11 protein-coding genes and 1 pseudogene are annotated in these 23,167 nt (G+C 43.2%); 3 read left to right on the forward strand and 9 right to left on the reverse strand.

Features of this window, described 5'->3' with window-relative positions; genetic code table 11:
- Positions 1–45: 45 nt before the first annotated feature.
- Genes AD710_RS16765 through AD710_RS16775 form a run of 3 tightly spaced genes read left to right on the forward strand, consistent with a single transcriptional unit; the run spans position 46 to position 3,090 of the window.
- The gene (locus AD710_RS16765; RefSeq protein WP_049628551.1) at positions 46–858 is read left to right on the forward strand and encodes a hypothetical protein; all 813 of its coding nucleotides are present in this window, start codon (positions 46–48) and stop codon (positions 856–858) included.
- Between the two features lies 1 nt (position 859).
- A complete protein-coding gene (locus AD710_RS16770; RefSeq protein ID WP_049628552.1) occupies positions 860–1,468 on the forward strand; it encodes a DUF4166 domain-containing protein in 609 nt (202 codons plus the stop codon).
- On the forward strand, positions 1,462–3,090 hold the full coding sequence (locus AD710_RS16775; RefSeq protein ID WP_049628553.1) for a YndJ family protein: 1,629 nt from the start codon (positions 1,462–1,464) through the stop codon (positions 3,088–3,090). Before AD710_RS16770 ends, AD710_RS16775 begins: the two co-directional genes overlap by 7 nt.
- Positions 3,091–3,855: 765 nt before the next feature.
- Here the strand turns inward: AD710_RS16775 and AD710_RS16780 are convergent.
- From AD710_RS16780 to AD710_RS16825, 9 genes and pseudogenes are all read right to left on the reverse strand, one after another.
- Positions 3,856–5,025, reverse strand: a complete 1,170-nt coding sequence (locus AD710_RS16780) for a Gfo/Idh/MocA family protein (RefSeq protein ID WP_049628554.1) — start codon at positions 5,023–5,025, stop codon at positions 3,856–3,858.
- A complete protein-coding gene (locus tag AD710_RS16785; protein WP_049628555.1) occupies positions 5,026–5,976 on the reverse strand; it encodes a sugar phosphate isomerase/epimerase family protein in 951 nt (316 codons plus the stop codon).
- A gap of 17 nt (positions 5,977–5,993) precedes the next feature.
- Positions 5,994–7,276: pseudogene (locus tag AD710_RS20120) on the reverse strand (MFS transporter).
- 176 nt (positions 7,277–7,452) lie between these two features.
- The gene (locus tag AD710_RS16795; protein ID WP_049628556.1) at positions 7,453–8,310 is read right to left on the reverse strand and encodes an AraC family transcriptional regulator; all 858 of its coding nucleotides are present in this window, start codon (positions 8,308–8,310) and stop codon (positions 7,453–7,455) included.
- Positions 8,311–8,388: 78 nt separating this feature from the next.
- A complete protein-coding gene (locus AD710_RS16800) occupies positions 8,389–9,540 on the reverse strand; it encodes an MFS transporter (RefSeq protein WP_049628557.1) in 1,152 nt (383 codons plus the stop codon).
- A 497-nt stretch (positions 9,541–10,037) separates the two neighbouring features.
- The gene (locus AD710_RS16805) at positions 10,038–11,537 is read right to left on the reverse strand and encodes a cellulase family glycosylhydrolase (RefSeq protein WP_049628558.1); all 1,500 of its coding nucleotides are present in this window, start codon (positions 11,535–11,537) and stop codon (positions 10,038–10,040) included.
- A gap of 500 nt (positions 11,538–12,037) precedes the next feature.
- Entirely contained in the window at positions 12,038–13,309 is a 1,272-nt protein-coding gene (locus tag AD710_RS16815; protein ID WP_016935952.1) for a glucuronoarabinoxylan endo-1,4-beta-xylanase XynC, read from the reverse strand.
- Positions 13,310–13,385: 76 nt separating this feature from the next.
- Positions 13,386–14,924: a glycoside hydrolase family 43 protein gene (locus AD710_RS16820; RefSeq protein WP_049628560.1), complete on the reverse strand. Its 1,539-nt coding sequence runs from the start codon at positions 14,922–14,924 to the stop codon at positions 13,386–13,388.
- 307 nt (positions 14,925–15,231) lie between these two features.
- Complete coding sequence (locus AD710_RS16825; RefSeq protein WP_049628561.1) at positions 15,232–23,088, reverse strand: non-ribosomal peptide synthetase; 7,857 nt, start codon at positions 23,086–23,088, stop codon at positions 15,232–15,234.
- Between the last annotated feature and the right edge of the window lie 79 nt (positions 23,089–23,167).

The raw sequence follows: 23,167 nt of genomic DNA on the forward strand, positions 1-23,167 counted from the left end.
TGATAATATAGGAATTGTTTACAAAAGAAGGGAAGAGGAGGGAGCATGAAACAGAAGCCGATATATGTCGAGATCAATATAGCGTCTGATATAGAAACGCTTTGGGAATATACGCAAAATCCGGTTCTTCATAAGGAATGGGACCTGCGCTTTTCTGACATTACATATCTTCATAAGTTACCGGATGAACCGCAGAGATTCCTATATGAAACGCGAATCGGTTTTGGGCTGAAGGTGTCCGGCACGGGTGAATCAATGGGTGACATAAGGCCTCAATCGTCAGAAAGGGTGTCGGCGCTTGCTTTTGCATCGGATCATCCGCTGTCTCTGATAAAAGACGGCCGGGGCTACTGGAGGTATATAGAGCGGGATAACGGGGACATCACATTTTTGACTCAATATCAATATGAAACGGCCTGGGGTCTGCCGGGAAGATGGATAGACCGGTTTTTATTTCGTCCGCTGCTCGGCTGGGCTACCGCATGGAGCTTTGATGCGTTGCGGCTTTGGATAGAACAAAACCGACATCCGAAGATATCAGTCCGTTTCGGGTTTGTCTATGTCCTGATGTGTCTCGTATTCAGTCTGTATTGGTTTTTTCAAGGTTTTCATGATAGCTGTGCCGATGCAGAGATCGTGAAGGGAGCGCTGAAGACAGGATTAGGGATATTATGGATGCTGCCTATGCGGAGAAAGCGGCTGATCCACACCGGACAGTCAGCCTTCTTTTGTATAACGGCAATGCAGTATTCCGGCGGCGGATTCGCTATTCCATTAGGATTACTTACGGTAGCGGGTATGATTCTTACATTCCTGCTGCCGAGCGCCGCGCATACAAAACGAAAGAGAGAGAAGTGAAATGACGGATTCAATGTATGAAAAAGCGATTATTCATTATCAATTCCTGCATCCGATGCTGCAGAAACGGTACAAACTTGCCGGATCACGCACGTTTTGCGGAGAAGGGGTTATGTCAGAAATTAAGGGAGGTTCGTTGTTTGTCAGAATGCTTTTAAAGACAGGCGTTTTTTTCAGATGTTTTTTCTCAGAGAGGGGAACAGATATCCCTTTTACCATTGAGAACAAAAACAGGAAAAATGGTGTGGAGTGGAACCGAACCTTTTTCTTTAAAGGCAAAACCCGGTTTTTTGATGCGGTCATGGAATATGACGAGCGGGAAAACAGAATTCTTGATTACTTCGGTAAACCTCATATCCTGCTGTCTGAACTGCATTTAGAAGCGGCTTCAGACGGAGGGCTTGTTATTACATCCGGAAAGCAGTGGCTCCTGATAGGCGGAAAGAAAATCCCGCTTCCGGCTTGGCTGTGCGGCAGTTCAACCGTTTATGAGGCTTATGATGAGGAATTGAATTGCTTCAGCATAAAGGTTCATGTGAAAAACCGGATACTCGGCACAATTTTCTCTTACCGGGGGACTTTCCGGGAAAGAGAGGGAGAAACATGCTGAAGCGTCATCTCATGGTAGGCGCGGTTTGCTTTTTGGGATTTGCGGCGGCTGAAGCACCGCATATATCAGCTGCTGAGACGTTTGTTTTATTATCCGTGCTATTTTTCGTTCCTGCTGTATTCCGCTTTGCGTTTCGGCCGTCAAAGACCTTAGAGAATGTGCTATTACGGAGTTATCCCATTGCCGCTTTATGTGCAGTGCTTGCGCTGATTACAGACTTCAGCTTTTTTGCCTTTGTCTGGCTCATTTATACGCTTGGACTTGCACTGTATGCTGTATGGCGGCTGATGAAAACAAATATCCACAGAGCGGAAGAGATGTCTGTTATGATGGGTTTCGTTTATTTGGCCGGCGGCGGATTTTGGTTTTTTGCATATATCCTTAAGATTCCTATCATGGATTTCAGTCCGCTTATCGTGCTGCTGACGGCGGTGCACTTTCACTATTCGGCTTTTCTCATTCCGATCTTTAACGGATTGCTCGGCAGGATCCTGCGGGAGAACCGCGTTCTTTACAGGCTGAGCACGGTCATCATCCTGATTTCGCCGATCCTTATCGCCCTGGGGATTACATTTTCAAAGACACTTGATGTGATTGCTGTCGCTCTGTATCTGACGGGTCTGTATGTTAATGCGTATCTCGTCTTTAAGGTGCCGTTTGCTGTGAAAACAGGCAGGTTCTTGATCAGGAGTTCTTCGGCTGTGTTAATGATTACAATTGTTTTTTCTTTGATATATTCGTTCGGTGTCTACCGCGAGGAGGCAACGCTCACGATCAGTCAGATGATTTGGGTTCACGGAGCAGTCAATGCATTCGGCGTTATTCTGCCGGCATTGACGGGATGGATAATAGAAAATCCGAGACCGTTTGATGAGGGCAGTGAAAGAACGTTCAGCCGAATTTACGGGAAGGGAACGATAGGCAAAAATTTTTTGACTGACATTCATGCAGCAAATGAAATCCATTATACCGGCCTTCAGGATCAGATGAGAGAACTGCATTCTGAAGACTTTTCAACTGAAAAACTGGCTCCGGCCGTTATTTCCTTTTATGAAGAGACAATTGATTATGACATCAAGGCAAAAGTGACGTGGAGCGGATGGTTTCGTCCGTTCGCGCGCATGTACGAGCCGTTCAGCAGAAGAGCGGGGCAGATCCACCTGTCAATGAATCCGGATTGGTATACCATGCACACTCGCATGAAAGGAGTCGATTCTGACAGAGACGGCAGAAAAAATGTCCGGGCATGGATCAGAACAAATGACAAGCAGGAAACCGTTTTTACTGCGCTGTATTCAGCGTACAGGTCAAAAGGAGAGGGATACATGAATATTTCTCTCCCGCTGCCGTATGGCCAAATGACGGGCATTTTAAAACCTTATGCGCATAAGCAGAATCTTATTTTGACGAGCAGACGCCGAAAAAGCGGAGCGGGTGATGAAGGGATTTATCTGCAGACGAAATGGGGGGCATGCCATCTTCCTCTGGCAGAGACATTTCTTATTGCGGCCCGGAGCGAAACAAGCTTGAAGGCCGTTCATCATATGTGGCTGTTCGGCCTGAAGTTTTTAACTGTGCGGTATCGGATCACTCACACATCCGCAGGTAAGCAAAGCAAATAACAAGCTGTAAAGCCGTCTGTTCAAGACGGCTTATTTATCATGTGAATATAGAGAAGCATCCTGAAATTATGAAATGGAAGCGCTGTCGTAATTGTGTTGTACTCAACATTCGTCATTTGCCGACTTATTTGAAATCGCTGTGCGCAGCCAGTGCAAAAAATCTTCGAAAATGAGCAAGGAAAGAGCAGAAAAGTATTACCAGACATGAATTTTTCATTTGTGTGTTCATTGGATAAATAATTTGTTATGGTTTGGTTTTGTCATCATAAAAATTGCTTTTGCGACGTTTGCAGTGTTAGGTTTGATTCAGCTGTATCAACCGGAGTTAAATTTGTGCGTGACAGATTAATAATAGCGCAAACGGAATATGCGGTTATTTTGCTATACATTTCTTTTTCGTCTCATTGACTAAAGTATACTTAGTTTATGAGACAGGAAATTCATCTCTTTGTTTAACTTCCTAGAATATATATTATGTAAACTAGATGAAAAGAAATTCATATGTCTTGATACAAGAGATCTATGCCCTTTTCAGATTTGGTTCTTGGGATCGACATATCTCCATTAAACAAAATGCTCGTTCAACCAAAAATAAAATAGAGAGCCTCAAACAGGCTCCCAGCAAAACTTTAAATATACAAACCTTGTTTAATCGATCTTAAAGTGAACTCATTCGACCATTCAGGACCGTCTGGATAAGCAAAAACAGCATTTGTGATTAATCCCATCAAACTTCATTTCTCAACGCCTTTCTATGATATGATTTTAAATATAGTCAACCCATACAGCGCCATTATTTGCAGAGTGCACGCAATTTTCTACCCATCTTACACCCTCTATGCCCGCTCTAATATCTGGAAACCATATTTCGCTTGAACCTTTAATGCCTAGTCGTGTATTTTCCATCGCTTTAGCGAATCTTGCATATAAATTTGACCAAGCTTCGAATAACCCTTCAGGATGTCCCCCACTAATACGATCCTCTTCTATGGCTAGTGGGTGCAGGTAAGGCATACCTCTTTCTAATATTCGTACTGGTTCCCCTTGAATTTCGTATCGAAGCTGGTTAGGTTGTTCACTCCACCATTCAATGCTCGCTTTTGAGCCTACAATTCTAATCTTTTGACCATGCATAGATCCTGCATTTATAGCTGAAGACCACACCGTTCCAACCGCTCCATTGTCATATTTCATGATTGTATAAGCATTATCTTCTAAAGGAGCACGCTCTTTGATAAAGCTTTGCCGCGTACACATTAACTTTTCTATTTTTAAGTTTGGTAACATGATTTCAGATAAAAATAGCGGGTGTGTACCTAAGTCACCTAAAACATAACTTGGACCAACCATTTTAGGATTTACACGCCATTTTGTGCTTGCGCTCTTCTTTTCGACTGCCTCTGAGTGAAATCCGTGTGCAAATTGCATATTGACAAGGCGGATGTCTCCTAATTTCCCTTCCTCAATCAGCTGTCTTCCTTGTTCAATCATTTGATGGCCCGAATAACCATATGTGATGCCAACAATTTTATTCTTCTCTTCTGCTAACTTTAATAGCTCTTCTGCTTCTTGTGTTGTAAAACAAAGTGGTTTTTCACAAATTACATGAAGGTCCGAAAGTAGTGCAGCCTTACAAATTTCATAATGCGTACCATTTGGTGTGGCAATCGAGACAGCTTCAATACCGTCACTTCTTTTTTGTTCTTCTTCAAACATTGTCCGATAATCTGAGTAACATCGTGAGGGGTCGATATGTAGGTTGATTCCAAAGGATTGCCCTCTTTCTGGATCAATATCAAATGCCCCTGCAATCAGCTGAAAATTCCCATCTCGTAAAGCGGAAGATCTATGAATATACCCAATTTGACTCCCGCGTCCTCCGCCGACCATCGCCCAACGAATGGGACGCTCGATTATTTTTTCACCATTAATCATTTAACGATTCCTCGCTTTCAATTCATTTGCAAATCCAAGTTTGTTCAGAAAATCTACACTTTGTTTGACATCCTCTAAGCTTGTATCAGCATCTCGCGGGTCACGTTCTTGTTCAAACGTCACATATCCTGAATAGTTTAGTTCTGTTAATAGATGTCGAATTTTATGATAGTCAATGACTCCTTGACCGATTGGGCACATGACTCCTTTAGCACATGCTTCAAAAAAACGTGTGCGCTCTTTCATCACTTGGTCATACGTGTCTAAATGAATATCTTTAAAATGCAAGTAGTCTAATCTGTCAGCACATCGTTCGATCCATTCGATAGGATCCATTTTTGAATAGTATAGATGCCCAGTATCTAAACACAGACCTGCTGTTTCATGAGGGATTTCATGTAACAATCTATTGATTTCATCTTCAAACTCAATGTATCCACCTGCATGAGGATGAATCACAGCCCGGACTCCGTAGTTATTCCATGCATGTTCTGCAATCTTTTTAATATGCTGGATCATCTGTTTCCATTTCTGTTCTGATAGACGAGGAGCCTCTTCCGGTCTTCCTGCATGTTTATTCCTCTCTTCGTGCCCCCAGTCGATGACAACTAAATAAGGAGCTTGATACTGATGATGCTTTAATACAGGGGCTGCGGGTAATTTGGTAATAAAAGAACAGATATCGTCCACTTGTTTTATTAGATTTTCAATATTTTCTTGATCTACTAAATTGTCAAAAATAGTACCTGCAATAATCGTTAAATCCAGTTCTGTTAAAACCTTTGTGACTTTTTGTATGTCAAAAGGGATATATCCATAAGGTCCTAATTCAATTCCTTGACAGCCAGCTTGTGAGGCTTCATTTAAGACTCTTTCCCATGGAGGAAGGTATGGATTTTTGGGATCATCAACACCCCAGCAGCAAGGGGCACCTGCAATTTGAATAGACATAGACATTTCTCCTCGCTTTATGGTGTTTTATCTAACACATTCATTTGTATTGCTGTCTTCTTTATGTTTTGTTCTAACTCCTCATGAGTTTTCAAAAATGTTGTTAAATATCCGCTAAATAAATATAAGGCTGCAAAGATGAGAATGACGCCGCTTGTTCCTAACGGCTCTATAAAGAGGCTGACTATGAATGGTGCGACAAACACGCTTAAACCAGATCCTAGATTGTGTACAGACATTGCGGCTCCTCTGTCTTTTGCTGGAGCCATAGAAGGGATTAGCGCCGTAATTGGTACATAGCCCGCTAAAAAAAATCCAAATAAACATGAGATCAATATCATTCCGATTAAATTGTGGCCAATTATCATCGGGGCTATATAGATGGCGATGGTAGATAGAGCACAGCTACACATCCAAACCAAATGATCGTTTTTCTCCATCCGATTTGATCTCCAATAAAACCAAATAATAAGTTTGATAAAATATTCACAACGAAAATGGATGACCAAATTTGTAACCATTCTTCAGTTGAGTAACCGTATTTTATGAGATAACCAGGTAAAAATATGGCAAATCCATACTGGCCTAATGTTCCGATTATTTTGACTATTGCACCTGCAGCTAATCTTGGACGCTCAAACATATAAAATATTCCGCTTAATAGCTCCTTGATAGATGATTGATCTTTTGTATTTTGTTTCACTTCATCTTTTGTCAGCACAAGTGCGATGATGGCCCCTATCAATACAAAGAAGATGCCTGTGTATAATACATAAATATGACCAATAATAGGTATTGCTAGAGACGAATAAAATGGCCCTGCAACATTCAATCCACATGTAAATACGAACCAAAACCACCCTACGGCTCGTGCCAATATTTTTTGCTCTGCCCGATACGTGATCCAAACGATAAATGAATAAGCAAATAATGGGTATCCTACACCTCTTAACACATATGTAACGAGCATAACAGGGTAGTTCAAGTTGGAAACACCTAGAGCGATAAAAGGAATAGAAGATATCGCAAACATGATAAATCCAGCCCACATCACCCTTCTAATTCCCCAAATTTGAGCTAAGACTCCTGATACCCAAGCAGCTATTCCGACAGCTAAACCATATGCCGCAAATAATTGAGCTGACTGTGTGACTGATAGTCCCCTTTCGACTAAATAAGGTGACAGCCAGCCTTGTTCCAATCCATCTCCAATCATGAAAAGTATCATGCCAAGATATCCCCATCTTAGCGAGTATGGAATCCCTATTTTAGTGAAAAAAAGCTTATTCTTTTCACTCATTTTCTTCCCTCCTTCACAAAAGAAAGCGCATACAATATGTTTGTATATTTATTATAAATCTCAAAAACATTTTGTTCCTTCAAATTATTGTTTAAATATATTGGAGTTTCGTCATATTTATCGTTATTTTCATCAAAAACCTTCACGATCTTGTGTTAAAAATAGCCTAGTTTCATTTAAACACCCCGCCATAATTGACGATATTTTTTAGGAGATATGCCAATCAGTTTTGTAAATAAAGATGTAAAATAGTTTGGGTTATCATACCCGGTCATACCGGCTATTTGAGTAACCGTAAAATTTGTGTTGATTAGCAGTGATTGAGACTCGCCAATCCGTCGACGAATCATATACTGAATTGGTGAGAATCCGGTGTGTTTCTTAAATAAATGGGCAATATAATAAGGGCTCGCATTCATTTCTTTTGCTATAGAAGAAAGTGTGATATTTTCAGCATAATGAAGATCAATATATGATTTGATGTTTAAAAATAGAGAGCAGCAGACTTCTTCTGTCATGAGCGGTTGTTCTTTAGGGATGGTTAACAGCAAAGAGATAAGAGCAGATAGTAAATAACTGCATGTTTCTTGGTGACCAGCTTGATTTGTTTTGACCTGGAAAAGAATCATTTCTAATAAGGTTTCTATTTGTTGAGCTTGATCTCCACAGTTCCATACACACGACATTGATTCGGGTATTAAGTGATTCTCTGGTAAGCCTGGGCACTTAACATTTTTCATTCCTACGCAGTACACACTCATTTTAGATGTTTGATCCATATACTCGTCATGCAAAACATGACTATTATAGATTAAGATATCTCCTTGTTTGACATCATATATGTTATTGCCAATCAAGTGCCTTCCGTTGCCTTTTTTGATAAAAACAATCTCTAACATTTGCTTATGCATATGCATTGTTCGCGGTAAAGTAGTATGTTGCTCAGTGGCATGACAAACATAAACGAGTTCTGGTAATGCTTGATCTAAACACTTGGGGGAAGTAACTTGTTGATGTACTAAATATTGCCCCATAGATTCATCTCCTATATGATTTATGAAATTATACCTTTAAGAAAACTTTATATTTTGCCAATGCTGTCATGATAAATATTATACTTTCATCGCTTTGCTTTTCCATCTCGCAGCAAGTAATGTTGCGATTCCACCTAGCAAGGAAGCAAAGTAAAAGCCTGCACTAAGTCCAAACCAAGAGTTAAAAATTCCTGCGATAAAGGGTCCGCCAAAAATTCCTATTGCATAGAGCGCTTGATATGCACCAACAACCGTAGATTTCATGTGATCAGAAGCCGACTGATAACACATACCTAGTAATAGAGGGAAAATAACACCTAATGAGAGACCCATCATCGCTTGTATGATGAAAAAAATAGCTGGATGAGTGGTGATAGGCATTGTAAAAATACACATTGTGGCAAACATAAATGAGCCGATTAAAACCATCCATTGTTTTCTTATCGAAGAAGCGATTTTACCTATTATTAAAGGTGCGATTGCATGTGGAATCATAAAAGAGAAAGTCGTCAATCCTAACTGGCTTTTAGGAATCCCAATACTTAATGCATAAGCTGATGTAAACCCAAACGTTGTAATAAAAATCATAGCGTGTGCCAAAATGGATAAAAACGATAGTTGAAGAAGCGTTTGTTTCTTCAAAGTGAATAAAAGCGCTTTCGATTCTATTTGACTGCGAGTCCTAGAATGTTTCGGTTCAGATATAAACAGCAGTAAAACAAATGCAAGGATACAGAGCAAACTACCAAGAAAATATGGTGCATGCCACCCCCATTGACTCACTAAATACCCACTCAGCCCCATTCCAAGAAGTTGTGCAAATACGACAATAAATGAAATCAGATTCATTGCTTGATTGGATTCATGTTCATGGTAATAACTTGCATACATCACAGTAAACACGACCCAGGTTGCGGCCGCTAATCCAGCGAAGCAGCGGGCAATTAAAGCAAAAACCAAATCTTCTGTTAAGAAAAATATGAGGCAGCTGATCGTGCTGGCTAAAATCCCGAGCAGAATAAAAGGTTTTCTTATTTCCAAATAATCCGCTAATATTCCTAATGGGAGTCTGCATAAAAGCTGCAGGAGCCCATAGCTGCTTAATATGAGACCGATTAAGAGATAGTCTCCCCCTAATGTCTCCAAATAGGGGGATAAAACTGGAACATATAGAAATTGTGAAAACCAAAAGATGAATGAAATAATCGAGAATATCACTGTATATTTCATGCTTCATTTCCAACTTGTGATCAACGCATCGTTCAAATCAACAACCTGCATCAACCATTTTTTCCTTCCGTAAAATTCAACCCCATATCGTATTTTTGAACTGGTGAAGTGATGTTGACAAACAAAAAATGTGTACTCTTTGAAACCGCGTATAGGTTTTAAAACTTATGACCACAAAAATGATTAACAATTAGATACTTGATGTTGAATAATGGGTAACTTTTGGTTAACTATAGCTACATCATAATGTTAAAAGCGCTTTCAGTCAATAAATTATTAGAAAAAACAAAAAATATAAAGTTGCAATGTATAGCATAACAATCGTTAACATCAATTTTTAAGAATTTTATAAAGTAATTAAGATTTTTTAATCGAATTGTTCTTGTCTTGGTACACCATCAAAGTTTCATCCGCCACGTAAACTTCTTTGTTTTGTATTGCTGTTTTTAAGATCATAAAAGCGGACATCGTGTTGCTGATGTCCGCCTAAAGCTTGACTAATTGGGTTCTGTTCCCCAAATTTGTTTTCCTTGATAATATAATGTGATTTTTTTCGTTGTTTTAAACGTATTTGATTGGAAAAAGGAATAATCGCCGCTTTGTGCATAATTGCTCCAGTCATCGTTGTGAAGACGAAGCTGAATATTCCCTGTGCTTGCTCCCGGTGACAGCGTTCCTTTTTTAAACCCCAGTTCCAGATAGGTATCTGCACCTTGCTTAGGTTTATGCAGCGTCACAAACTTGTGGGTCAGATTGCCGCATCCAATCTGCGCGTAGTCACAGTCAAAGTTTTGGCCTTTGTTTTTCGCGTTATACCAGTAGCGGGCAGTGATATCTTTTAAATCAACCTTGGTATTCCCGTTATTTTTTATGTGAAGCTGAGGGCGGATTTGGTTGCTGTTCACACCCCCATCCCCTGCTTTGTATTGTACAGAAATGCCGTTTTCCTGAGCGGGGTTATCTTGTGCTGGCGTTTCAGGGCGTTCTTTCGTTGAATCTTTGTTGCCGAGAATGTTTTCTCTTACGAATGTTCCTGAGGCAGTTAAATCTGACAGCGGCCAGCCGCCTGTTTTAGATGCTCCCGGCTTTAACGCTGAGGATGATTCCTGCTTATCAGAAAGATTCCAGTTCACCCAGCTGATTTTCTTGCTGTCGAGATAATTCAGCCATTCCCGCGACTGGTCAAGGAATACACCGCCATTTCCAGACGCGTCGCTTGTTCCCCATTCCGTCACGAAAATAGGCGCTCCTTTACTGAGTGCATAGTTTGCTTTATCACGTAAAGATTGGCCGTGTGTGCCGGCATAAAAATGAAGCGCGTACATGACGTTTGCATCTTTTAGCTGATCATCGGCTGCATCATTCACATCCTGGCTCCATGTACCGGTACCTACAATGATGGGATTGTCGGGGTCATTTTTGCGGATCACGGAAATCACTTCTTCCGCATACGGTTTAATATCCCGCTTCCAGTTCACATCACCGTTTGGTTCATTTGCAATTTCATAAATGACGTTTGGCGTATTTTTGTAAAGACTTGACATTTCCTTGAAAAATTCTTTCGCCTTCTCTTTATTTTGGTTTGGATTGCCGTCATTTAAGATATGCCAGTCAATGATGACATATATCCCAAGCTCTTTTGCCGCTTCAACCGCTTCTTTTACTTTATTTTTCACGGACGGGTTGTCAATATAACCGCCATCTGCCGTATACATCGCCGCGCGGAAAACGGTGATGCCCCAATCGTCTCTCAGCCATTTTAAGCTGTCTTTATTGACGAAATCGCCATACCATTGCAATCCGTGTGAACTGATCCCTTTCAGCTGTACCGCTTTGCCGTCTCGGTTTACGAGCTGTGTCCCTTTTATGCTAAGCTGACCATTCTTGGCTACTGGCGTTTTAGTCCCTGCTGCAGATGCCGGCGAAGCCAGCATGCCGCTCATTGTCAAAACCGCAATCAATAAACACGTAATAAAAATAGAGATTGACCGTTTCATATCTGATCTTTTCCTCCTTCACATCATTTTGGCTCTCACTTCTTATGAGCACGAACTCATTGTAAAAATCTTTCTCATGATTGTCTATCAACCTAATTTCTTGTTTTTGGGAGGTTTAAAAGCCTGTCAATTTGCTCTATCTCTATTGAATAAGATACACCTGACACATATAGAACAAAGAAAACTGGACGGAATCGGGACTTTACACGTCATTTTTCAATCGAATCGAAAAATTAAATTTATTTCCAACGTAGATATGCTAAATGTGATGAGTCTCAATATAGCATTGAATCTTATGATTGCTGTAAGAGGACGAGCCCTTATTCTGTACTGGTTAATTTAAGGTTGATGTAAGGTTCGGATTAATACGGGTTAAGGTTGGAGTTGTACAATGAGATTGTACTTCAGTGAGGGATTCAGTCAGACCCACAGAAAATAAGCCAATTTTCTTTTTGGAGTCAGAAAATTGGCTTATCGCTATGATCTATCAGATGCTTTTATTAACGCTTTACAACAAATGTTGTCACGCTCTGAGCCGGCAGATGGGCCCAAAAGTGATTGTCCGTTACTTTGAGATCCGTTCCGGGCTGAAGATTGCTGTTGCTGCTCGTGATCCATCTGGATACTTGAGAAGCGGATCCGTTCTGCAACACAAAGTTTTGGTTGACCCCTGTATTGGTTTTGTTAATGGCGACAATCACGACCTTGTTGTCACCTTTATAGGCTGACACGTAAACATTCGGATTAGGGTTTTTCGTTGCATCAATCCTTACATATCCAGGGCGCACAAATTTAGAGAAATGGGCCATATTGTAGCCTCGTTTGCTGATCGTGCCATCTTCTTTCATAGGACCATATGATCTTCGGATGTACCACCAAACATAAGCTTGTAAATCCCCTTCTACCATCGAACTGTGAATATGTTGCGAAACATCCAAGGCCTCGGGCCATCGATCCGCCGAGTTGTTATCACTGTTCGGATAGTATACTTCCGTCATCCAAAGGTCTTTCCCCGCTCCTTTTTGTTTAAAAAGAGGATAAGGGAATTGACTGACCTGAGTTCCGTACAGGTGGGTTCCGAGAATATCCATATTGGCAAGGGCCTGAGGATCGTTCAAAATCGGGTCCGACAAATTCTTTAAGTATTGAAATGATTCAGGCGCAATGACGCGGGCATTGATTGAGCCGGCGTTTTCTCTCATAAAGCGAAGTATTTCTTGCGGCGTCCACCACGTCCACTCGTGAGCGTAATCAGGCTCGTTTTGGATGGAAATCGCATACAGATTCACACCATTACTCTTCATGAAGTTAACGAAATCGTTAAGATGCTGCGCGTATGCGGCGTACTTATCGTATCTCAGCCGCTTAGCTGATGTGTCACCATTATGATTGAAAGTCTCGACCATATCGTTTGGCGGATTCCAGGGAGAAGCGAAAACGATTGCTCCATGTTTGATCGCACTCTTTGCAGTCTCTACTTCTTTGTACCAGTTATTTCTATTTTCATCTACATGAATTCTTAAGATCGAAAAGCCTAACTGGTTCTGTCCATTGCCAAAAGCAGTTTCTCTTTGAGCAGCTGTTAAATCTCCAACCCAAGCCGGGTGGTTCATCCCTCCAAAACCGCGAATCACTTGTCTTTCTGCGGAAATGTTAACTGTTACATCATTTGCCGCCAAGACCTCAGCAGCGCCTGGGCCCATTAACATTACTGACAGCGTAGTGAAACATACCAATAATAGACAAATTGTTTTTTTTACGCTCGACATCATTTTTTCTCTCCTTTATCTGTCTTTTACCGTATTAGAAAAATGTGTTCTGTCCTGCTTTTATATCACAAAACTGATGTTATCTTTGCGTAAATTGCCAATAATCAAAATTAAACAAGTTTCCTGAACCTGTTCCGGTAAATACAAAGAATACGTTGTGCACACCGGCTGCGCCGCTTACCGCAGTTTCTATTTCTCTCCAATTTTGTGTTCCGCCTGTGGAAGGGACATTCAGTGTTCCCGCAAGTTTACCAGTTGGACTATCGAGACGCACTTCTATTTTCCCGCCAAGAGCGGATGCTACATTTGCTTTAAACGTCCTGGCACCGCCTGACCCGAAGTCTGCATTTCCTACAGCAACCCAGTCTCCGTTCTGAATGTTTGTTATATGTTGATTATTTACCGGCCCGCCGGGTGCAGAGGAATTCTCGGTCAAAATCCGTCCATTCCAGGCAAACGTTTCAGCTTCTACCCGGTGATATGGATTCAAGTTAGAAAGCTGTTTTACGCCTGTATAATTTGCCGCTACCTCTTGAATCGATCCGTCTGAATTATGCACAAGCTTATTAATATGGGGAGAACGGTATCCTTTGCCGGCCCCGAACAGAGCGGAGCTGACAGTTTGAGTATGATACACCGTGTACCACTCGTTTTTAAAATTGAAAACAGCATGATGGTTGTTTCCGCCGCCTCCGAAAAATGCACCCGGATTTTTCAGGAAGTGCCCTCTATATGTAAAGGGACCCATGGGACTTGAGCTGGTCATGTAGCCGATCTCACCTGGGGGTTTATCGGCCGGGTGCGCGCCGCTGAAATTGATGCAATAGGAATAGTAATATGTCCCGTTATATTTGTGCATTCCCGAATCTTCAAACATGAAAGGCGCATCGATCGTAGATGCACTTCCGGCAACACTGGTCATATCAGGCCCTAATTTCATGACTCTTGCTGTTTTAGGGTTTGCCCATTGCTCCTGTGTCGGATTTGAACCTCCGGGGATGCCTCCGCCGGCATACAGGTAACCGGTACCGTCGTCATCTACGAATACTGCCGGATCAAAAAGCCATACAACGCCGGACATTCCTGGTGTACTTGGCGTCACCAGCGGTTTTCCGATCGGGTCTGTCCACGGACCGGTCGGGCTGTCTGCAGTGAGAACCCCGATACCGCCGCCGCTGTTTGCGAAATAAAGGAAGAATTTGTCCTTGCCATTTATCTTTTTAACGGCGACTGACGGGGCCCAGGACGCACCTGCCCACTTTGCGATCCCCCGGCCGCCATTAGCACCATAGGCACCTGCTACCGGAATGGCTCCGTGGTCTGTCCAGTTCACCATATCCGCTGAAGATATGACGAATACTCTATTCAAATTGGCAAATGAATTATCCTTAATCGTTCCGTTGCTGTTATATTCATAATCATCACTTGACATATAGATGTAGACTCTTCCGTTATAAGTCAGTGCAAACGGATCTGCGCCCAGATGATGGTCGATCAGCGGGTTTGAATTCCCTGCATGTTTTGCAATTGGCGTACTGGCAGCATACGCAGACTTCCCAGATAAGCAGCTCAATAATAAAACAAGAACCCATAAACATAAGCTACATTTTTTCCTCATTACTTAATATCCCCCTTTTCCTAAAATAAGGGTCCTTTTGGGAAATTGCAGTGTTGGCAGCATATGACGACTTCCCAGATAAGCAACTCAATCATAAAGCAAGAACCCCTAAACATAAGCTACACTTTTTTGTCATGACTGAATATCCTTCTTTTTCCTTAAAATGAGGTTTTTCTTTTAACATTTGATGACAAATGGTCATGGAGAACGCATTCGAGGAAACCGTTTCAAATACATGAGTTTACTCTCTTCTTTTTCGTACAAAATGCCGCTGACTGTCATCCAGCGGCATTTTACACTGGATCATTTACATTTTGTCAAACTTCGTATTTCCCGCAAATGATCCCATTGACAGTTGTTCTTCAAGAACAAGTCCGTGATGATGCCGTTCTTCAATCCGTTTAATAATAGATCGAATTGCATCCGTATTTTCTTCGATATTGTGAGGTTCAAAGATCGTCACGTGATCTCCTTTTAATTTGTACTCAAGATAATGCTGTGCTGTTGATTGTGTCCAGCCCCTATCATCGGTTACATCGCCGCATAGTAAATGATGGATGTTGGCGTTAACGGCGCCGGAATTGATCAGTTCATTGTGATACGCAAGATAGCCTCTGATTTTATCCTTAATCGAAGGAATGGTTAATATTTCTCTGTAGTAGTCCGGAATAATGTCCATATTCAGATGGACGATCTCTTGGATTTCCTCTTCCGATAAATGAGTTACCGAATCGGTGATTTTAGAATCCAGCATAATCACATCAGATACGGTGCGGCCCCGCTTCTCCAAAGCTTTGGCAGCCTCAAAAGCCAAATTCGATCCGGAAGAGTAACCAAGCAGAACAAAAGGCCCTTGTTCTTGAATGCGTATCATGCTTTCTGCATACCGGTCAACGATCTCTTTCTCATGAGACGGCTCTTCTAAAAAATCTGCCGCATAGACGGTGCAGCCGCCATCAAGTCTTTTCGCCATTTCATTATAAACGAGTCCATACCCGATTAAAGGCGGGAAACAGAACACAGGGATTGAATCTTCCTGGTTCAGCTTGACGAATACGTTATGATCCGTCTCGGATTCGAAAACTGCAGCTTGAATGGCGCGTGCCATTGTTTCGATGGTAGGAAAATCGTATACGGCTTGATAATGCATGTTGATTCCCATACTGGCGTTAATTTGATGAATGAGCTGCAATACTTTAAGTGAATGGCCGCCAACGTCAAAGAAGTGATCTTTAATCCCGGGGTCAGGCAGAGCTAAAATATCCTTCCATATATCGGCCAGCTGCTTTTCAATTAACGTTCCGGGCGCTGCGTATTCGGTTCCGGTAAGCCTATTTCCCTCAGGAGCCGGCAACGCTTTTCGATCGATTTTTCCATTAGCGGTTATCGGCATCTTCTCTACTTGTACAAAATAAGCCGGAATCATATACGCGGGCAGATTGTTCAGCAAATGACGCTTCAGCTGCGCCGTATTTAATGATTCGTCTCCTGACAAGTAAGCGCACAGCTGTTTTGAGCCCTCTTTTTCAATCGCGATGACGACCGCTTCTTTGACAGCATCAAGTTGTAGTAAAGATGCTTCGATCTCGCCGAGTTCTATCCGGTAGCCTCGGATTTTCACTTGATGATCGATTCGTCCCAAATACTCGATATTGCCATCGGGCAGCCATCTTGCCAAGTCGCCTGTCCGGTACATCCGCTTCCCTGCTTCAAATGGGTGAGCTGCAAACTTCTCAGCCGTCAGCTCCGGGCGGTTCAAATAGCCCCGTGCGAGCCCGTCTCCGGCGATACACAGCTCTCCTGCCACACCGAGCGGTTGAAAATATTCCGATTCGGGGTGTACGATATACAATTGAATGTTGGAAATCGGTTTACCTATCGGAACTGAGTTAAGCGTTTCTCCCGCTTCGCATTCAAAATACGATACATCGATCGTCGCTTCGGTCGGCCCGTATAAATTGATGATTTTAGCCTCACCCGCCGGTGTGATCAAGCGATGAAACCCGGCAACGTGCGCAGGCGTCAAAGCCTCGCCGCTTGCAAATACATATTTTAATGACGCCAGCTTTCTCTTTAATTCCTCGTCGGATTTCTGCTCCATGGACTCAAGAAAAGCATGCAGCATCGCAGGCACAAAATGCATAACGGTGACATTTTTCTGCGCAATCGTATCTAAGATGACGTCAGGGTTCTTTTCTCCTCCGTTTGGAAGCAATACCGCTTTAGAACCAGTCATCGACCACCAGAACAATTCCCACACCGATACATCAAAGGTGATTGGGGTTTTTTGCAGAATGACATCCTGCTTATCCAGCGGGTAATGTTCCTGCATCCAAACGAGACGATTGATTACGGATCGGTGTTCCACCATAACCCCTTTCGGTCGGCCTGTTGATCCCGAAGTATAGATAACATAAGCTAAGTGATTCGGTCCGGCCGTCTGTTTTAAGTTTGAACCATCTTCCCAAGAGAATCGCGGATCTTCCAGGTCAAGTACTTTTCCCGTAAAAGGCACGCTTTTCCTCAAGTGACTCTGTACTAACAACAGCTTCGTATCCGAATCCTCCAATATATAGTGAATCCGTTCTTCCGGATAGCTCGGATCGATCGGCACATACGCGCCGCCGGCTTTTAAGATCCCGAAGAGTCCTACGATCATTTCCAAGGAACGTTCGGCCATAATCCCGACCGGCTGATCCGGCTGCACGCCTTCTGATTGCAATGTCCGGGCAAGTTGATTGGCTCTTTCATTCAGTTCCCGGTATGTCAGCTGGCTTTCCCCGTATACGACAGCCGTTTGATCAGGCGTACGCTGTGCTTGTTCCTCAAACAATTTATGAAGCGTCTTTTCCTTTGGATAATCTGCTTCCGTATCATTAAATGCCTCTATAAGGAGCGAACGTTCATCCCCTGTAAGTATATCCAAGTCTTGGACGCGAATCGCCTGACTGTTCACCATCTGCTTAATGATTTGCATAAAATGCTCTTCCATCCGCTTGACACTTGCATGATCATAGACGTTGCTATTGTATACAAAATGAATGTCGATTTCTCCCGCGGGCATGACAATGAAATTGAAATCGTAATGGGTATGCTCTTCCATATGGAAATTGATAATGTCCAGCGCGTCACGATTCGGTTTCATATGTTCCATTTGTTTCTCGACCGGATAATTTTCAAATACCATGATATGACTGATCAGCTGCTGCTTTTGTTCGGTTTGAGCCTGAATTTCATATAACGGAAATGTATCATACCCTTGAGAAGCCAATGCCTGCTCCTGGCTCATTTTCAACACTTGTTCCACAGTCATTTCAGGCTGAGCGGTAATACGGACGGGAATGGTGTTGATAAATAAACCGACCATGGACTCGATACCCGGAATTTCTGCTGGGCGGCCGGAAACAACCGACCCGAAAACGACATCCTGACTGTTGTTGTATCTTTGCAGCAATAGTCCCCACGCACTTTGAATGAACGTATTCACGGTGACGTGATGCTTGCTTGCAGTCTGTCTGATTTCTTCTGACAGCTGTTTTCCGAGCCGGCATGCAAGCCTTTGTTTTTGATATCCCTTGGCTTGGTTTGAGACAGGTTCTTTCAGTACAACGGTTTGTCCTTCATAACCGTCCAAATATTTTTGCCAATAGGCTGAAGCGTGCTTATGATCCTGGTCTTCCAGCCATTCGATATATCGGCTGTACGGGGTGACGGCTTCGGGCTCCGGTTTTCTTCTATCAATAAGCTCATAATAGGTTTCAAACACTTCTTTCGTAATAAGAGGCAGACACCAGCCATCCATTAAAATATGATGGAAGCTCCATATCAATCGGGCTTGGTCATCCTCTGTACGAAGGATTGATACGCGCATTAACGCATCTTGAGTAAGGTCGAATCCTCTTGCCTTATCTTTTTGTACAAAGCCGGCAATGAACTCGTTTCGTTGTTTATTCTTCATGCTTCGAATATCTTCAACGGTTATTTCGATCGGTTTTTTCCGGAATACGATCTGCAAAGGCTGATCTTTCCATTCCGTATAAAAATGAGTCCGGAGAATCTCATGTCTTTCCGCCAGCTGCGACAAACTCATTGTAAATGCCTCGATATCCAAGTCGCCTTTGAGATCAAAAGCGGCTTGTTCAAAGTAAGCTCTGGAAGCCGAATCGATTAAACTATGGAACAGCATACCTTTCTGCATGGGAGTTAAAGGATATATATTTTCAATCTCGCCGATATGCTGTGTTTGCTGAACAAATTGATCTAATTCCTCGATTGTTATGTCCTTCAGCGAGATATCGCTTGGCGTCAGGTGAATGTGTTCTTGGGCTGCGCAATGTTCGATGACTTCTTTTAGGCTGTTCTTTAAGAGAGCTGCACATGTTTCCATTGTTTCTCTTCGATATTGTTTACCGCTGTAACTGATGGCCAATGACAGCCGGCCGTCTGAGATCATGCCGTTAATGTCAAGCGTATAGGCAATGGGATGTCTGTCGCTTGCAATTTTCCCTCCGGAGTAAGGAGATACCTCGATTCCTCCATTTTCGAAATCTTGATCAAATTGTCCGAGGTAATTGAAGCTGATTTCCGGATGTCCGGTCCATTCTGATGCCTTCGGATGATCGGACAAATATTTCATCAGGCCATATCCTATTCCTTTTTGGGGAATCTGACGCAGCTGTTCTTTCACCGTCCTAATCCGCTGGGAGATGTCCCGGTCCGCCTGGATTTGAAGAGAAACCGGGTATTGGGTTGTGAACCAGCCCACCGTACGTGAAATATCAGCGTCTTGAAAAATAGATTCCCTGCCGTGTCCTTCCAGATGAACATGAATTTCTTCATGCCCCGTCCAGCGATGAACAGCCATTCCGAGTCCGGTCAGCAATAAATCATTAATGTCAGTCGTATAGGCCCGGTTCGATTTTTTTAATAAACGCTCGGTTTCTTCCTCTGTCCATTGGACGATGATCGTTTCCCGGTCTTCGGCCAGACCGGTCTCCTGCTCATTATCCTTTGGCAATTTGTGTTGCGAGATATGTTTCTGCTCAAGCCAATATTGATTTTCCGCTTCAAATTCCGGACTTTCTGCATAACGTTTCAATCGTTCAGCCCATAACAGATAGGAATCCGTCTTCTTAGGGAGCGTGATCGCTTCTCCGTTTTGGAGCTGCTCATAAGCTGACGTTATATCCTCAAGTAAAATCCTCCACGATACGCCATCTACAACCAGATGATGAATCGCAATCAGCAAATGATCGCCATCCTGACATTGAAACAATCCCAGTTTCATGAGCGGTCCATCGGCTAAATGGATGGATTGCTGAATGTCATTTGCTATCGTTTCTATCGTTTCGGCAGGGTTGTTTTCTTCGAGTAAAGAGAACACGTCGAGGCTGAATAATTCTCCTTCACTGATCCCGCGGGTTCTGGCTTCGTATTCATGATCTCCCTGAACATAGACCATGCGCAAAGCATCGTGATGCTCGGCAATCTTCTTCATGACTTTCTGAAGCTTCGATTCGTCCAAACCCTCTTTAAAATAAAGCATGACAGATTGATTATAATGGTGCGGATCAGGGTATTGCCGGGCGAAAAACCAATGCTGAATCGGCGTCAATAAGGTACGGCCTTTGATCTCCCCTTGTTCTGCGATTCGGGAAACGGGCTCAATAAAAGGAGCAAGCCCGGAGATCGTCGGGTGTTTGAACAAGTGTTTGATGTCAAGCTTATACCCGGCTTGATATAAGCTTGAGGTCACCTGAATCGACTTAATCGAATCTCCTCCCAGCTCAAAGAAATGATCATCGATTCCGACCTGTTCTGCGCCTAATACCGATTCCCACACCCCGGCCAGTATTTTTTCCAGTTCTGTCCGCGGAGCTGTATAAGGATTGCCAGTGAGATTTCCCGTTGGAGCAGGCAGCGCCTGACGATCTATTTTTCCGTTGGGAGTAAGCGGCATCGCTGCCAGCTGTACAAAATAAGCAGGGATCATATAGGACGGAAGCTGCCGGGACAGGCGCTCCCGAATTTCGCCTGCGGTTAAAGAATGCTGTGCGGTATAATAGGCGCACAAGGATGTTTCCCCGTTGGTTTCTTGTGCCGTAACGAGAGCTTCTTGAATCGGCGGTATTTGGAAAAATGCGGATTCGACTTCCCCGATTTCAATGCGGTAACCGCGGATTTTCACCTGGTGGTCGATCCGGCCTAAATATTCGATATTTCCGTCCGGCAGCCGCCTTGCTAAGTCTCCGGTCCGGTACATTTTCACCTCTGGCACAAAGGGGTGCTGCAAAAATCTTTCCGCCGTTAATTCCGCTCTGTTCAAGTATCCTCTGGCGATGCCGTCCCCGCTGATATAGATTTCTCCCGGAACGCCGTCCGGCACCGGCTTCATGCTCTTATCCAGCACGAAAATGTTCATGTTGTCCGCGGCGGTTCCGATCGGCACTGATTCCCGTCTGTCGTTTTGCAGATCAAAGGAATAAATCATACAGCCGACGACTGTCTCTGTAGGCCCGTATTCGTTAAAAATTTCGATTTTTCCGTCGAATTTCCCGCTGATGCTACGGGCGAGCCGCGTGCTTAAATTGTCACCGCCGACAATGAATTTCCGAATGGTGCACTCAGCAGGGATATTCATCTCTTTCAATAACTGCAAGTGCGCCGGGGTCAGCTTGATAATATCCGTCCTTGAATCCTGAATAATGCAATCAAGCAAGGCAGCACTGTTTTCTCCTCTGTAGACAATAATGGAATTTCCTGTAATGAGCGGAGTGAAAACAGACGTTATCGTCAGATCAAAAGCGATGGACGAATATAGGGGAAAGTTGGTTTTTTCCCCTTTGACATAGACCCGGCGGGCCCACCAAATATAATTGGTTAAGCCCTGATGCTCAATTGCCACTCCTTTAGGCTTGCCTGTGGAGCCTGACGTATAAATGACATAAGCCAAATCCTTCGTACTGCTGATCGGTTCCAGGTCAGAGCCGTCTTCGTGGTAAGAGCTTTCCTGATCGAGGAAAACCATTGTGCCCGCAAGTTCCAACTGTTTTTGAAGATGGCTCTGCGTCAGAATGATATCAGCTTGGGAGTCTTCTGCTATATACTGTATGCGATGCTTCGGATAATCCGGGTCAATTGGCACATAGGCCCCTCCCGCTTTTAAAACGGCCAGTATTCCCACGACCAGTTCGATCTCATGTTCGCAAATAATCGCAGTGAGCCGGTCCGTCTTTACCCCCTTTTTCCTTAACGTTCGGGCTAATTGATTGGCACGTTCATTGAGCTGACGATATGTGAATTGCTTTTCTCCGCAAATAACGGCTGCTTGATCCGGTGTTCGTTTCATCTGTTCTTCGAATAACTGATAAACCGTCTTATCCCGCGGATATTCAGTTTTCGCAGTTTGATTGTCAACGAGAAGTGTATGTGTCTCCGATTCTGGCAAAATATCCACTTGGCCGAGGGGGAGGTCAGGCTGAAATAATATGACAGAAAATAGCCGGTTTAAATGTCCGAGCACCTGCATCATATACTGACGGTCATAGACTTGTTCATTAAAACATAACTTTAGGTCAATCAAGTCTTCACCCATAACAAACTGAAATAAAGCATCTGCAGCAGCCGTTTCTATGAAACCATCAGAATGAATTTGCTCTAGTGAAACGACTGTATGGATGATCGGCAAATGATTTGCATTGTAGTTCAGCCTCAGCTGTCCGGCCATTTTATCAAAGGGAACGTCCTGATATAAGATCGCTTCGTCCAGCGTATGTTTCAATTCATGGAAAATTGATTTAAACGTACTGCCGGAATTGATATGCTGTTTGATTAACATGAGCTGGTCTGAACGAAGATCTTCATCAGTTTCGTCTTCAAAGGTTGGAACCCCTGTAATCACGCCCTCTTCCCCCGTGTATTTGTATATAAGGGATTCAATTCCGATCAGGAGAACCAGATAGACGGCCATTGGCGTTTGGTTCGTCATGGTCAGGATGCGCCGTGATACATTCGCACTCAATGAACTGTGAATACAGTCAGATCCGCTTGTTATATCACGCTTTACTGTTGAGTCGGACACTTGAAACGAAGGGAATGCACTGGGACGGTCTTCCGTGTGAAACATTCGGCCCCAGAACAACTCCTGTTGTTTGAATTCTGACATTCATATCCCTCCAGTTGGTTTCATTCCTGTTTTCAGGCAGCTGGCGGCAGCCGCGGCATTCATGCCGGGACAGCCGCTG

This window comes from Bacillus sp. JFL15, from assembly GCF_001184225.1.
Classification (GTDB): domain Bacteria; phylum Bacillota; class Bacilli; order Bacillales; family Bacillaceae; genus Bacillus; species Bacillus siamensis.

Excerpts from the sequence above, each read along its gene's own strand:
- AD710_RS16765 (WP_049628551.1), top strand. The coding sequence starts at position 46 with ATGAAACAGAAGCCGATATATGTCGAGATCAATATAGCGTCTGATATA.
- AD710_RS16770 (WP_049628552.1), top strand. The coding sequence starts at position 860 with ATGACGGATTCAATGTATGAAAAAGCGATTATTCATTATCAATTCCTG.
- AD710_RS16775 (WP_049628553.1), top strand. The coding sequence starts at position 1,462 with ATGCTGAAGCGTCATCTCATGGTAGGCGCGGTTTGCTTTTTGGGATTT.
- AD710_RS16780 (WP_049628554.1), bottom strand. The coding sequence starts at position 5,025 with ATGATTAATGGTGAAAAAATAATCGAGCGTCCCATTCGTTGGGCGATG.
- AD710_RS16785 (WP_049628555.1), bottom strand. The coding sequence starts at position 5,976 with ATGTCTATTCAAATTGCAGGTGCCCCTTGCTGCTGGGGTGTTGATGAT.
- AD710_RS16795 (WP_049628556.1), bottom strand. The coding sequence starts at position 8,310 with ATGGGGCAATATTTAGTACATCAACAAGTTACTTCCCCCAAGTGTTTA.
- AD710_RS16800 (WP_049628557.1), bottom strand. The coding sequence starts at position 9,540 with ATGAAATATACAGTGATATTCTCGATTATTTCATTCATCTTTTGGTTT.
- AD710_RS16805 (WP_049628558.1), bottom strand. The coding sequence starts at position 11,537 with ATGAAACGGTCAATCTCTATTTTTATTACGTGTTTATTGATTGCGGTT.
- AD710_RS16815 (WP_016935952.1), bottom strand. The coding sequence starts at position 13,309 with ATGATGTCGAGCGTAAAAAAAACAATTTGTCTATTATTGGTATGTTTC.
- AD710_RS16820 (WP_049628560.1), bottom strand. The coding sequence starts at position 14,924 with ATGAGGAAAAAATGTAGCTTATGTTTATGGGTTCTTGTTTTATTATTG.
- AD710_RS16825 (WP_049628561.1), bottom strand. The coding sequence starts at position 23,088 with ATGTCAGAATTCAAACAACAGGAGTTGTTCTGGGGCCGAATGTTTCAC.